Origin of the sequence: Zunongwangia atlantica 22II14-10F7 (assembly GCF_002094855.1) — a bacterium.
In the GTDB taxonomy this organism is placed as follows: domain Bacteria; phylum Bacteroidota; class Bacteroidia; order Flavobacteriales; family Flavobacteriaceae; genus Zunongwangia; species Zunongwangia atlantica.
Window position 1 is genome coordinate 81384 of the sequence record NZ_ARYN01000005.1, and the last position, 13159, is coordinate 94542.

The 13159-nt window shown below is 35.1% G+C and carries 13 protein-coding genes; 4 read left to right on the plus strand and 9 right to left on the minus strand.

Annotated elements, in window-relative coordinates; translation table 11 throughout:
- Window positions 1–13 precede the first annotated feature (13 nt).
- The 8 genes from IIF7_RS06515 to IIF7_RS06550 form a co-directional block, all read right to left on the minus strand.
- Window positions 14–1048, minus strand: a complete 1035-nt coding sequence (locus IIF7_RS06515) for an FAD:protein FMN transferase (protein WP_084840874.1) — start codon at window positions 1046–1048, stop codon at window positions 14–16.
- Entirely contained in the window at window positions 1029–1388 is a 360-nt protein-coding gene (locus tag IIF7_RS06520) for a Na(+)-translocating NADH-quinone reductase subunit F (protein WP_084840875.1), read from the minus strand. The genes IIF7_RS06515 and IIF7_RS06520 overlap by 20 nt, the downstream gene beginning before the upstream one ends.
- Window positions 1389–1483: 95 nt before the next feature.
- Complete coding sequence (gene nqrF / locus IIF7_RS06525; protein WP_084840876.1) at window positions 1484–2773, minus strand: NADH:ubiquinone reductase (Na(+)-transporting) subunit F; 1290 nt, start codon at window positions 2771–2773, stop codon at window positions 1484–1486.
- A gap of 16 nt (window positions 2774–2789) precedes the next feature.
- Window positions 2790–3404, minus strand: coding sequence for an NADH:ubiquinone reductase (Na(+)-transporting) subunit E (nqrE, locus tag IIF7_RS06530; protein ID WP_084840877.1), 615 nt, complete (start codon window positions 3402–3404; stop codon window positions 2790–2792).
- A 24-nt stretch (window positions 3405–3428) separates the two neighbouring features.
- Window positions 3429–4187, minus strand: a complete 759-nt coding sequence (locus tag IIF7_RS06535) for an NADH:ubiquinone reductase (Na(+)-transporting) subunit D (RefSeq protein ID WP_084840878.1) — start codon at window positions 4185–4187, stop codon at window positions 3429–3431.
- Window positions 4188–4189: 2 nt separating this feature from the next.
- Window positions 4190–4933 (minus strand): Na(+)-translocating NADH-quinone reductase subunit C, encoded by a 744-nt coding sequence (locus IIF7_RS06540; protein WP_084840879.1) that lies wholly within the window; start codon window positions 4931–4933, stop codon window positions 4190–4192.
- A 2-nt stretch (window positions 4934–4935) separates the two neighbouring features.
- The gene (locus IIF7_RS06545) at window positions 4936–6120 is read right to left on the minus strand and encodes an NADH:ubiquinone reductase (Na(+)-transporting) subunit B (protein WP_084840880.1); all 1185 of its coding nucleotides are present in this window, start codon (window positions 6118–6120) and stop codon (window positions 4936–4938) included.
- An 11-nt stretch (window positions 6121–6131) separates the two neighbouring features.
- Window positions 6132–7478, minus strand: coding sequence for a Na(+)-translocating NADH-quinone reductase subunit A (locus tag IIF7_RS06550; protein ID WP_084840881.1), 1347 nt, complete (start codon window positions 7476–7478; stop codon window positions 6132–6134).
- Window positions 7479–7646: 168 nt separating this feature from the next.
- Between IIF7_RS06550 and IIF7_RS06555 the strand changes: the two genes are divergently transcribed.
- From IIF7_RS06555 to apaG, 3 genes are read left to right on the plus strand one after another with little or no spacing between them, the layout of a single operon-like run.
- Window positions 7647–8900, plus strand: a complete 1254-nt coding sequence (locus tag IIF7_RS06555) for a type IX secretion system plug protein (protein WP_084840882.1) — start codon at window positions 7647–7649, stop codon at window positions 8898–8900.
- 18 nt (window positions 8901–8918) lie between these two features.
- A complete protein-coding gene (locus tag IIF7_RS06560; protein WP_084840883.1) occupies window positions 8919–9998 on the plus strand; it encodes a DUF3667 domain-containing protein in 1080 nt (359 codons plus the stop codon).
- A gap of 9 nt (window positions 9999–10007) precedes the next feature.
- Window positions 10008–10394, plus strand: coding sequence for a Co2+/Mg2+ efflux protein ApaG (gene apaG / locus IIF7_RS06565; protein WP_084841019.1), 387 nt, complete (start codon window positions 10008–10010; stop codon window positions 10392–10394).
- Here apaG and IIF7_RS06570 read toward each other — a convergent pair.
- Window positions 10386–11105 (minus strand): NRDE family protein, encoded by a 720-nt coding sequence (locus tag IIF7_RS06570; RefSeq protein ID WP_084840884.1) that lies wholly within the window; start codon window positions 11103–11105, stop codon window positions 10386–10388. The two genes, apaG and IIF7_RS06570, sit on opposite strands and share 9 nt — an antisense overlap.
- A gap of 139 nt (window positions 11106–11244) precedes the next feature.
- Here IIF7_RS06570 and pruA point away from each other — a divergent pair, with 139 nt between their 5' ends.
- The gene (gene pruA, locus IIF7_RS06575) at window positions 11245–12873 is read left to right on the plus strand and encodes an L-glutamate gamma-semialdehyde dehydrogenase (protein WP_084840885.1); all 1629 of its coding nucleotides are present in this window, start codon (window positions 11245–11247) and stop codon (window positions 12871–12873) included.
- The last annotated feature ends 286 nt before the right edge of the window (window positions 12874–13159 follow it).

A 13159-nucleotide genomic window follows, 5' to 3' on the forward strand; every position in this document is an offset into this window, starting at 1 on the left:
ATTCTGAATATCATTATTGACTTATTAAAACTTCCTGAAAACCTTCAGAAGTATACACTTTTGTAGAATCATTTTCAGCATAAATAAAATACACGTCAATATTATCTAATTTAGATGATAATTTTTTCGCCTTTTCTAAGCCTAAGGCCATAAATGCAGTCGCATACCCATCGGCAAGCATACAACTTTCAGCCAAGACAGATGCACTTAATAGGTTGCTTCTTTCTGGCTTTCCGGTAAGTGGATTTATAGTATGAACAAAACGTTCTCCAGTAATCGAATCTACTCTAAATTTTCGATAATTCCCTGATGTTGCCATAGCTCTGTTTTTCAACTTTAAAGTTGCTTGATAAGTTCTTGCTCCATCTTCCTGCAAAGGATCGTCTATAGCTACAACAAATGGCTTTTGCTTTGTAATATGTTCCCCTTTACTAACCAGCTCTCCCCCTAATTCAATTAGATAATTATACACTCCTTTGCCTTCAAAAAAGCTTGCAATCACATCTATAGTATATCCTTTCGCTATGGCATTAAAATCAAGATAAATTTTAGGGTTCTTCTTTATAATTTCACCTTTAGAACTTAGTGTTAATTTATCGAACCCTACATATTGCAATAAAGAATCGATGGTTTTATCGTCTAAAGCATCTAACCGCTTATCTGGGCCAAATCCATAGGCGTTTACAAGATTTCCAACCGTAGGATCAAAATACCCATTAGTTTCTTTATAAATTTTACATGAAGCTTTAAAAACTGTCTTAAAATGATTATCAATTTTTATTGAATCTACTCCACGATTTATTAGAGATATATCTGAATCGTCCCAATAGGTACTCATTGATTGATTAATCACCTTAAAAATACTATCCAATCCTTCTTCTACCTGTAAATCTTCTTTTCCTGTAAAGATTTTGATATGATAAGAAGTACCTAAAGCCTGTCCCGAGTAATTTTGTTCTTCAAATTCATTGCCCTCACAAGCTGTAAAAAAACATGCGATTAAAACAACGAATATCGATATTGGTAATCTAAATTTCTTGCCAGCCATCGTAATTTACAATATAATTTTCTTCGTGAGTTACCGGTAATTCATAGTCTTTAGCATTCGCTATACCTACCCCGGCATAAAAGGTTTTTGCATTAAATTTTGCGGCATGCTGCTTCATTGTTTCCATATAAATCCTATCCATCACACGTGGATCCATTGGATACTTAATAGCACGAACCACAACAAAATGGAGTTTTGTATTTTTTAAAGCTACAAATTGTGGATTAGCTTTTATACTACTGTTTACTCCTAAAAATTCATATCCTTGTTTCTCCAAATCTTCACCCACTACATTCATTGCAAGGTTATGAAGTTCTTGTTCTGTTAATTCTTTTGCCATGCTACAAAATTACAAATAGGAGAACAAAGCTTTGCAAAAAGCGTATAAAAAAAGCCGACTAATTTTAGTCGGCTTTACTTTATATTGAATTTGGATTATTCACCAAAATCATCAAATCTTATATTCTCTGGTGGGATACCAAAATCTTCTCCCATTTTCTCCACAGATTTGTTCATCAATGGAGGTCCACAGAAATAAAGTTCTATTTCTTCTGGCTCGTCATGCTTACTTAGGTAATTATCAATTACTACCTGGTGAATAAAGCCTACAAAACCATCTCCTTCTCCATCAACTCCATCTTTTACTTTCCAGTTATCCTCTTCCATAGGCTCTGAAAGTGCAAGGAAAAATCTAAAGTTAGGGAAATCTCTTTCTAATGCTCTAAAATGCTCTGTATAGAACAATTCACGCTTAGAACGACCACCATACCAATAAGTAACTTTTCTACCTGTTTTTACAGTACGGAAAAGATGATAAAGATGAGAACGCATAGGTGCCATACCTGCTCCACCACCAACATAAAGCATTTCTGCTTCACTTTCGTTGATAAAGAATTCTCCATAAGGACCAGAAATAGTTACTTTATCACCTGGTTTTTTAGAGAAAATATATGAAGATGCAATACCTGGATTTACATCCATCCAGTTATTTTTACCTCTATCCCATGGCGGAGTAGCAATACGAACATTAAGCATAACCTCACGACCTTCAGCAGGATAAGAGGCCATAGAGTAAGCACGCTCTACAGTTTCACTGTTTTTCATTACCAGTGGCCATAAATTAAATTTATCCCACTCGGTTTTGAATTTCTCAGGATTTTCTGGGTGCTCTTCTGGGTGTGCTGTAATATCTATATCTTTATAAGCAACCTCACACTTCGGAATTTCAATCTGGATATAACCTCCAGCTTTGTAATCCATATCTTCAGGAATTTCAACTACAAACTCCTTAATAAAAGAGGCTACGTTATAGTTTCTTACTACTGTTGCTTCCCATTTCTTAATTCCAAAAACTTCTTCTGGAATCTGGATTTTCATATCTTGTTTTACCTTCACCTGGCAACCTAAACGCCATCCATTCGCAATTTCCTTACGAGTAAAATGTGGTTCCTCAGTTGGTAAAAGTGAACCTCCTCCTTCAGTTACGATACACTTACATTGGATACAGGTACCACCTCCACCACAGGCAGAAGGAAGGAAAAGTTTTTCTGAACCTAAAGTTCCCAATAGCGTTCCACCAGAACTAACTTCAAGGTCTTTTTCTCCGTTTACGTTAATTTTAACCGGTCCCGAAGGGATTAGCTTCGCTTTAGCTCCTAAAAGAATAGAAACTAAAAGAAGGATCAAAATTAAGAATACAACTATACTTGCAATTATAACTGTCATTGTTGTTGTTTTTCTTTTATAATTTAATACCCATAAAACTCATAAATCCAATTGCCATTAATCCGGTAATGATAAATGTAATACCAAGACCTTTTAATGGAGCTGGAACATTAGAGTAGGTAATTTTTTCTCTAATCGCTGCAATGGCTATAATCGCTAAAAACCATCCAATACCACTACCTAAACCGTAGGTTACTGCTTCTCCTATTCCGCCAAAATTCTTTTGTTGCATAAATAAAGATCCTCCTAAAATTGCACAGTTTACTGCGATAAGCGGAAGGAAAATACCTAATGCACCATAAAGAGCAGGAGCAAATTTCTCTACAATCATTTCTACAAGCTGTACCATAGACGCGATTACCGCGATAAACATGATAAAACTTAAGAAACTAAGATCTACATCTGCATATTCCGGACTTAACCAGGATAAGGCTCCAGGGCTTAATAAATATTGATCTAATAGAAAGTTGATTGGTACAGTTACGGTAAGTACAAATATTACTGCCGCACCAAGACCAACAGCGGTGTTCACTGTTTTTGACACTGCTAAATAGGAACACATTCCTAAGAAGTAGGCAAAAATCATATTTTCTATGAAAATACTTCTAACAAATAAATTTAAATATTCCATAATAAGATAATTCGCTGTTGATTATTAATCTTCAATTAGTGTACGGTTTCTTGAGCGTTGTACCCAGATAATGATTCCTACGATTATAAGAGCCATTGGAGACAACAACATTAAACCATTATTTTCATATCCTAATGCATAAAGACCAGTAGAATCTGCTAATGTTGGTGCTTTATGCCCTAAAACTTCATATCCAAATAATTTTCCAGATCCTAATAACTCTCTAAAGAAAGCTACTACGATAAGAATGAAACCATAACCAGCTCCGTTTCCTATACCATCAAGAAAAGATTTGTAAACTCCATTTCCTAAAGCAAAAGCTTCTAAACGTCCCATTACAATACAGTTTGTAATAATTAGACCAACGAAAACCGAAAGCTGTTTACTCACATCGTAAGAATAAGCTTTAAGAACCTGATCTACTAAAATTACCAAAGACGCTACTACTACTAACTGTACAATAATTCTGATACGGTTAGGAATTAAGTTTCTAATTAAAGAAACGATCACATTAGAAAAAGCAACTACTGCTATTACCGCTAAAGACATTACTAATGCAGGCCTTAACTGTACTGTAATCGCTAATGCCGAACAAATACCTAATACCTGTACGGTAATTGGGTTATTGTCGTTAAATGGATCTGATAATAATTTCCTGTTATTCTTAGACAGAAAATGTTCTTTCTCTTCTGAACTTGATAAGAACAGAATCATTTCATCCTTTTTCTTCTCAGCAGCTTTTTGAGCTGAATCTGTAGAAGTTTTTGTTTTATCTGTCTTCATAATTACTTAGTTGCTACTTTAACGTCAGTTTGTTGCTTGAAATAAGGAAGATAATGTTGTAATCTTTCAGAGATCATTTCAGAAACTCCGTTACCGGTAATTGTTGCTCCAGAAATGGCATCTACCTGATTATCATCCTTATTAGAATTTCCCTTACTTCCTTTTACAACAGACACACCTACAAGATTACCGTTTTCGTCGAATATTTTTTCGTCTGCAAAACGTTCCTGAAACCATACCTGTGTAATCTCAGCTCCCAGACCTGGTGTTTCCCCTTTGTGATCAAACACAGCTCCTTTTACTGTATTCACATCATCCTTAAGAGAAATATAACCCCAGATTGCATCCCAAAGTCCTTTTCCTCTAAGTGGGATAATGTAATATTTAGAACCTTCGATATCTGCTATGTATAATGGATAAACCTGCTCTTCAACCGGTCTACGTAATTCTTTTGTAAGATCCACTTCAAAAGCATCTATAGATTCGTCTACAGATCCATCTTCTTTTAAAGAAACTGTTTCTGTAATGTATTGATCGTATAATGCCTGTGCACTATCTCTACTGGTTTCTATACCAACAGTTGCTAGGATGTTCTGCATTTTTTCATTACGAACATTCTCATTTTGCAAAGGCTTAAGTGATGTTGCCGTAAAAGCAAGTACACTGGCTACTACCAACACCATAATGATGGCGAAGATAAAGGTATAACCGTTGGTATTTGTTTTATTTACTTTTTTCTCTTCCATAACTAAGCTGTTTTCACTTCTTTAACTGTAGCCAATCTTTTCTTTCTCTTCTTCACATTACTCTGAATCACATAGTGATCGATTACAGGAGCAAATACGTTCATAAGTAAGATAGCTAACATAATTCCTTCTGGGTATGCAGGGTTAAAGATTCTAATCATGATTGCAAAGAATCCAATTAAAAATCCATAAATCCATTTTCCCTTCATGGTCTGTGCTGCAGAAACAGGATCTGTTGCCATAAACACCACACCAAAAGCAAGACCACCAATTACAAGGTGATTATACCAAGGGAAGTTAGTAAGATCATTACCTTCTACTCCTAAAGATGGAAGTGAATTAAATATTAAAGCCATAACTGCTGCTCCAGCAAAACCACTAACAATAATTCTCCAGCTACCTACTTTAGTAAGAATTAAAAGTAATGCACCAGCAAGAATACAAATCGTAGAAGTTTCTGAAATTGATCCAGGAATTAAACCTGAAAACATATCCATCGTGCTATAAGGAACTTCTGTTCCTGAAGCCAGTTTACCAAGAATAGTCTCTCCAGAAATTGCATCTACGCTTGCTGCATTGTGAACCCATACTGTGTTACCAGACATATAAGTTGGATATGCAAAGAATGCAAATGCACGTGCCGTTAAAGCCGGGTTAAGAATATTCATTCCTGTACCTCCAAAAGCTTCCTTCCCAATAATAACAGAGAAAACTACAGAAACACCAACCATCCAAAGCGGAATATCAATTGGCATTACCATAGGAATAAGTAAACCAGTTACAAGGTAACCTTCGTTTACTTCGTGACCTCTAAAAATTGCAAAAGCAAATTCGATTCCTAAACCAATAGCATAGGAAACTACAATCATAGGAACAATCTTAATAGCTCCTTCTAAAAAGGCATCCATAAAAGGAACACCATCTGCATATTCTGGTAATTGATGTAAGTACTGGTAACCACCATTCCACATACCAAAAATCAAGGCTGGGATTAGGGCTAACACTACTGTAATCATTGTTCTTTTTAAATCTACCCCATCACGAATGTGCGCACCAGTTTTAGTGGTGTGGTTAGGCGTAAACAAAAAAGTATCAAGAGCATTAATGGCAGGAGCATACTTTTCAAGCTTCTTCCCCTTACCAAAAGGCTCTTTAAATTTATCTAATCGTTGTCTTATCCATTCCATAATTAAACTTTTTATCCTACTTCAGTAATCATTAAATCTAAACCTAGACGAATGATTTCCTGAGCTTCTATTTTAGAAGTGTTTACATAATCAATCAATGCAAAATCTTCAGGAACTACTTCGTAAATCCCTAAATTTTCCATTTTCTCGAGATCTCCAGCCATACATGCTTTTAGTAATTGCATTGGATAAATATCCATAGGAAAAACTTCTTCCATTTCTCCAGTAACTACTAATGCACGCTCTTCACCGTGAAGGTTTGTTGTTGGCTCGTATTTTCTCTTCGGAAACAACCAGGATAGTGAAGTTTTCGAATTAGAGTGGATATTATTGTATGTAAAAGGCAACCACCCAAACATTCTGTAGTTGTTACCTTCAGGAATTAAGGTTAATGTGTTATGGTAAAAACCTAAGTAATGATTATTAGAAATCTGGTCTCCTGTTAGCACATCACCAGAGATGATACGAACATCATCTGGAATTTGATTACCAATAAGATCTGCAGAGTTTGCACCAATAATTACTTCATAGTATTTTTTATCCTTAGCTTCACTACCTGCAACAGCTACCAATTTTTTAGGCTGAAAATATCCAGTTAAAAACAGGTTACCAATTACTGGAACATGATCTGCGCCAACAACCCAAACTCTCTCTCCCATATTTACAGGATCGATTTCATGGATTTGCACACCAACATTCCCAGCAGGATGAGGACCACTAACTTTATGCAACTCCACACCCTCAATATCCTTAAGAACAGGATAAGAAGAATCATCTACAGAAAGATGAATTTTCCCCGGTGTTAGTTTTTGCAAAGCGTAAATCCCTTCTTGAAAAGATTTTACTTTGTCTTTTAAAACAAAGCCTAAATCTGCTGCTAAAGGTGCTGTTGTTACGGCTGAGATAAAAATCGCCTTAGGCGTGTCTTTTGGATCTGCAACAATGTCGTAAGGACGTTGCATAATAAAAGCACCGCAACCACTTGCAAGGATTTTTTCTTTAACAGCTTCTGCCGGAGCGGTTGCTGCATTAAGCTTTCCAAAATCTTTGTAAGAATCTGTAGCATCGGCTTCGATAATCACCTCAACTATTCGGCGCTTTTCAGCTCTTTTAATTTCTTTCAGGGTTCCACTTACTGGCGAAGTAAATCTCACTTCTTCTGTATACTTAGAAAAGAAAATTTCGTCTCCTGCAAGTACTTTGGCTCCCTCTTTAAGAACCATTTTAGGAACAACTGAGTGAAAATCTGGAGGTTTAATCGCATAGGTCTTGGACCTTGGGGCCTCAACTATTTGTTTTTCCGCCTCCCCTTTTAATCGTAGAGTAAGTCCTCTTTTAATTCGAATGTCTTTTGACATAGGATGGAGTGTATGTTATAAAGTTTATTTTAAAGTCGTGCAAATTTATATTTTTCACGAGATTTTTCCCAACAAACTAAGGTTTTTTCGGGTTAGTCAATTGTTAAAATAAGAAGCATTAAAAACAGGTATGTTAATTGTAAGTACATTTACCCATATTTTTTTACGATGAATAGATTAATTTTCTCGATAGTACTCCTATGCTTTTCAAGCCTTGCTATTAGCCAGACAGCAGAAGAAACCGCGCCACCAAATTATATAAGAACTGTGCAATTATATGGGGAAAACACGCTCAATAACGGCAACCCAATTATCCCCATAAACGGAATGTTAAATTTAACATTCGATGACATAATTGGTGATGAAGCCGACTATTATTACCAAATAGAGCATTATGATTATGACTGGGAACCAACTCAACTATCCAAAAATGAATATCTAGAAGGACTGGATGATATTAGAATTATGAACTATCGCAATTCATACAACACACTTCAGCCCTTTTCGCACTACGAATTAAGTATTCCAAACCAATACACTAAAGCTTTAAAAGTTTCTGGAAACTATATGATCAAAATTTTCAATGAGAATGAAGAATTAGTTTTTTCCAGAAAATTTATGATCTACGAGTCTAAAACTAATATTTCAACAGCCATAAAAAGAGCCAGAGATCTTAATTTTATTGACACGAAACAAGCAGTAAATTTCACAGTAGAATCTCCCAATATTTTATTACGAAATCCAGATCAAACGGTAAAACCAGTAATTATCCAGAATAACAACTTAAAAACTGCCATTAAGAATATCAAACCTCAATATACAGTTGGTAACCAATTAATTTATCGCTATGATATGCCAACATCTTTTTGGGGAGGGAATGAATATTTACAATTCGACACTAAAGATTTAAGAGCCACAACTGCAGATATTGCAAGAATCGATGTTGATCAACTTTATCATCATTATTTAAATAGAGATATTGCAAGAGCTACCACTCCATACACCTATAATCCAGACATTAACGGTAGTTTTGTTGTTAGACAACTTGATGCTGAAGACGTAAATACTGAAGCTGAATATACCTGGATTCACTTCTCTTTAAAAAATTATGAAGCATTAAATGGTGGAAAATTACATATTTACGGAAATTTTAATAATTTCACGATCGATAACAGTACAGCGCTTAAATACAACGAAGAAACCGGATATTACGAAAATGCCCGCCTTTTTAAACAGGGTTACTACAATTATAAATACATTCTTGTAAACGAAGACGGAAGTATTGATGATGGTTTTATAAGTGGTAATTACGACGAAACTGAAAATGAATATCGCGTGCTTATCTATTATCGGGAAATCGGGGGAAGATACGACAGGATTATAGGAATGGGAATGGCAAACTCCGAGAATATTAGCAACTAACCAATTGCACATAATTACATGAAATCTAAGCGATCTTTAGTGAAGTATCGCGGTGAAGAATGCCTTAACTGCGGAAGAAGTTTAGAAGAAGAGCATAAATTTTGCCCAAATTGCGGCCAGTTAAACTCTACCAAAAAACTTGCCCTGGGCGATTTCTTTTCTGAATTCTTCTCTGGCCTTTTTGCCTACGACTCCAGGTTTATTAGAACCATGCGAGTACTTCTTTTTAAGCCAGGAAAAATCTCAAAAGATTATATCCAGGGGAAACGAATGCGCTATGTTAATCCTTATCGTTTCTTCTTAACTACCGCTATTATATTCTTTTTAATATACGGATACGATACCTCGTTTGAAGGATTAAATCTGGGAAAAGAGCCAGAAGAACTGGCTAACGAAATAGAAAAAATCAACGAAAATAACCATGTAGATATTGAAGTTGAAGGTATCCCTTTTAAAGAACTCGACTCTCTAGTTAAATTTAAGTCTTCAGAAAAAAAGAGCTATAAAGATTACTTAGTAACACAAAAACAAATAGACACGATGTCTATAAGCGATGCATTTAGTGCTAAAATCAACTTATTTTATCATTATTATAAGGAAACCGAAAATGCAATTGCCTTAGACGCTTTAAATAAATTAGAACTTAAAAATTCTGCTTATAATCGTTGGTTATATAAAAAAGTTATCGATTTTAAAGTTTTACGCGAAAACCCACAGTTTTTTCTTAACTATCTAATTAGTAAGCTTCCATTCATAATTTTTGTATTTCTGCCTATTTTCACACTCTTCTTAAGCTTGCTGTATATTCGATCTAAATATAATTATATGGAGCATCTTACATTTGCTTTCCATACGCAAAGTATGTGCTTCATTTTATATAGTCTTGCACTAATTATAGATTATCTCACAAAAAACAGCTATGCCGTAAATATTGCGAATATCATTTTTATAGGATATTTATACCAGGGACTACGAAAATTCTACCAACAGGGAAAATTCAAAACCATTGTTAAATTTGTGATTCTCAACATAATATTTTTTACCTTAGCCACAATTGTGGGGCTATTATCGGTATTTGGCTCGTTCGCATTTTTTTAGAGGTTGGATATGGTTGAACAAATTACTAAAGGCATTAAAATTTCTGTACAAACATTCTTTGATGGCATTCTTTACGATCGCTATCAGGTAAAATATGCTTTTGGTTATAAGGTAACTATTGAAAATCAAAGCAACGATTCTGTACAATTAAAATCAAGATTCTGGAAAATTAAAGATGCCTTAAATAAAACCGAAACTGTAGAAGGTGAAGGCGTTATTGGAAAAAAACCGGTAATAAAACCAGGTGAAAAGCACACATACCAAAGCGGTTGTCTCTTAAACACGCCATTTGGCGCAATGAGTGGTTACTACAATATGATTAATTTCACTTCTACCAGAAAATTTAGAGTACAAATACCTTGTTTTAAGTTAAGCGCTCCATTTGCTCTAAACTAAATCGTCCAGATAAATTGTTTTTATATTTCCGGTAGCTAATTCTTCGTATTTAAATTGCTTCTTATTTTCGCTAATTTCAACCTGAGAGATACTTTGCGTTTTTAAGAATCCACGATCTACGATTAAATCTATATTTCGATCGCCTACACCTGCTTCATGGTGAAAATCCCAAATAGCTTCCGCGGTAATAGTTGTTTTGTTTCTGAAATCATCAAACCAATCTTCTCGTTGCTTTTTCATTGCTGAATTATACAACGGAGATGAGGACCAAATTCGAGGTTTCAGAGGGATATTTTTTAAATGAAGTTGCTTCGAATCCCAAACCATTTCAGTAATTACTAAATCTGAAGCCCATTCTAAACATAACATCGTAAAAGGTTCTATACCCTCAAAATCGTAATTTTCAGCATACATTTTTATATCTTCCGTAGCTAAAAACTCTTTAACTACCACTCCCCTGCTTTTTCGATATGGCAAATTTCGCTTATGCGCTTTAAATTCGCCATTCATAATGCCCACCAGTCGATTTTTCTCACTCACACCAAGCCAAGTGCCCCCGGCAACGGCATCTTTTGGAAAAATCATTTCACATCCATTAACATTTTCTCGCTCTGGAGCAAAAGTTTGACGTTCTGTCGCCTCGTCGCGGTTAAAGCTTAATACGAAAGAATTTGAATCTTCTCCCTTTGGAAAAATACTAACTGTACACATAATTTTTTCTTAAACGAAAAGCTGAAAGTACGAAAAAAGTTAAGCTTACTTAAAAGCTAAATTTGGTTAATTTAATTCTTTATTATTTTTTTACCTTTAGAATGAATTAAAAACCTATAAAAACAAGAAATACAATAACATGGGAAAAGGATTTTTTCACGTTCCTAAGGCCGTAAATGAACCAGTAAAAACTTACGCTCCAGGAACACCAGAAAGAGAAGAAGTATTATTAACATATAAAGAGCTGTACAATACTAAATTTGATGTACCGCTTTACATAGGTTCTGAGGAGATTAGAACCGGCAAAACGGCCAGCATTAATCCTCCTCACGACCACAAACATGAATGCGGAGTTTACCATCTAGCTGAAAAAAAACATGTTGAGCAAGCCATTGAAACTGCTTTAGAGGCTCGTAAAAAATGGGCAAAATTAGAGTGGGAACAAAGAGCTGCTGTATTCCTAAAAGCTGCAGATCTAATCTCTGGGCCATATCGCCAAAAGATGAATGCTGCTACAATGATAGGACAGTCTAAAACTATTTTTCAGGCAGAAATAGACTCGGCTGCAGAGATCTGTGATTTTCTACGTTTTAACGTAGAGTATATGACAGAGCTTTACAACGAGCAACCAAATTCTTCAGATGGATGTTGGAACCGTGTTGAATATAGACCATTAGAAGGTTTTGTTTATGCCATTACTCCGTTTAACTTTACTGCAATTGCCGGTAACCTACCTAGTAGTGCTGCCTTAATGGGTAACGTTGCAGTTTGGAAACCAAGTGATAGCCAAATGCTATCTGCACAGGTTTTAATGGAAGTTTTTAAAGAAGCAGGTGTGCCAGATGGTGTGATTAATATGGTAATGGGAGATCCAGAAATGATTACCGATACTGTTCTTAAAAGTCCAGACTTTGCAGGTATTCACTATACTGGTAGTACCGCTGTATTCAAAAATATTTGGGCTAAAATTGGTAATAACATCCATACCTATAAATCTTATCCAAGAATTGTTGGGGAGACTGGTGGGAAAGATTTTATTATCGCACACCCTACATCAAATCCTAAACAAGTTGCTACCGCAATTACTAGGGGAGCTTTCGAATTTCAGGGACAAAAATGTAGTGCTGCATCCAGAGTTTACCTTCCAAAAAGCTTATGGCCAGAGATCAAAGATTTCCTTGTAGAGGATGTTCAGTCAATTAAAATGGGTTCTCCAGAAGATTTAACTAATTTCTTCACTGCAGTAATTCACGAACGTTCTTTCGATAAGCTTGCATCTTACATAGATAAAGCAAAAAAAGACGACGATGCTGAAATTGTTGTTGGTGGTAATTATGACAAATCTGTAGGATACTTTGTAGAACCAACGGTTATTTTGGCTAAAGATCCACATTATACTACTATGGAAGAAGAGCTTTTTGGCCCAGTAGTAACTATTTATGTTTACGAAGACGATAAGTGGGAAGAAACACTTCACATCGTGGATAACACAAGTGAGTATGCACTTACCGGAGCCATTTTCTCTGGAGATCGTTATGAAGCTGCAAAAGCTACAGACATCTTACAAAATGCTGCCGGAAACTTCTATATTAACGATAAACCAACAGGTGCTGTTGTAGGACAGCAACCATTTGGTGGAGCAAGAGGAAGTGGAACCAACGATAAAGCAGGATCTAAACTAAACTTAATGCGTTGGATTTCTCCAAGACTAATTAAAGAAACCTTTGTTCCAGCAACAGATTATAAATATCCTTTTATGAAAGAGTAATCTTTCAGTTTATAATATTTTACAAAAAAAGCCATCCAAATTGGATGGCTTTTTTATTTTGAAAATTTCAAATTTCAACAAATTAAACCAGGACTAAAATTAACTTACAACACTTCTTAAAATAAGTTAACAAAAAGAAAAAACAGGTATTTTAAATAACACTTACCCCTAAAAATCAACCTTTTGTCGATATTTTTAAATAAAAACACTACATTCGCCCCTGTAAAAATTTAAGTTCATACAAATGTTTGGAAATAGCTGACCTTAAATTTAAAATAGTGAACTA

Coding starts and splice junctions, on each gene's coding strand:
- IIF7_RS06545 (WP_084840880.1), bottom strand. CDS start 6,120: ATGGAATGGATAAGACAACGATTAGATAAATTTAAAGAGCCTTTTGGT.
- apaG (WP_084841019.1), top strand. CDS start 10,008: ATGGTTGAACAAATTACTAAAGGCATTAAAATTTCTGTACAAACATTC.
- pruA (WP_084840885.1), top strand. CDS start 11,245: ATGGGAAAAGGATTTTTTCACGTTCCTAAGGCCGTAAATGAACCAGTA.
- IIF7_RS06520 (WP_084840875.1), bottom strand. CDS start 1,388: ATGGCAAAAGAATTAACAGAACAAGAACTTCATAACCTTGCAATGAAT.
- IIF7_RS06540 (WP_084840879.1), bottom strand. CDS start 4,933: ATGGAAGAGAAAAAAGTAAATAAAACAAATACCAACGGTTATACCTTT.
- IIF7_RS06570 (WP_084840884.1), bottom strand. CDS start 11,105: ATGTGTACAGTTAGTATTTTTCCAAAGGGAGAAGATTCAAATTCTTTC.
- IIF7_RS06555 (WP_084840882.1), top strand. CDS start 7,647: ATGAATAGATTAATTTTCTCGATAGTACTCCTATGCTTTTCAAGCCTT.
- nqrF (WP_084840876.1), bottom strand. CDS start 2,773: ATGACAGTTATAATTGCAAGTATAGTTGTATTCTTAATTTTGATCCTT.
- nqrE (WP_084840877.1), bottom strand. CDS start 3,404: ATGGAATATTTAAATTTATTTGTTAGAAGTATTTTCATAGAAAATATG.
- IIF7_RS06515 (WP_084840874.1), bottom strand. CDS start 1,048: ATGGCTGGCAAGAAATTTAGATTACCAATATCGATATTCGTTGTTTTA.
- IIF7_RS06550 (WP_084840881.1), bottom strand. CDS start 7,478: ATGTCAAAAGACATTCGAATTAAAAGAGGACTTACTCTACGATTAAAA.
- IIF7_RS06560 (WP_084840883.1), top strand. CDS start 8,919: ATGAAATCTAAGCGATCTTTAGTGAAGTATCGCGGTGAAGAATGCCTT.
- IIF7_RS06535 (WP_084840878.1), bottom strand. CDS start 4,187: ATGAAGACAGATAAAACAAAAACTTCTACAGATTCAGCTCAAAAAGCT.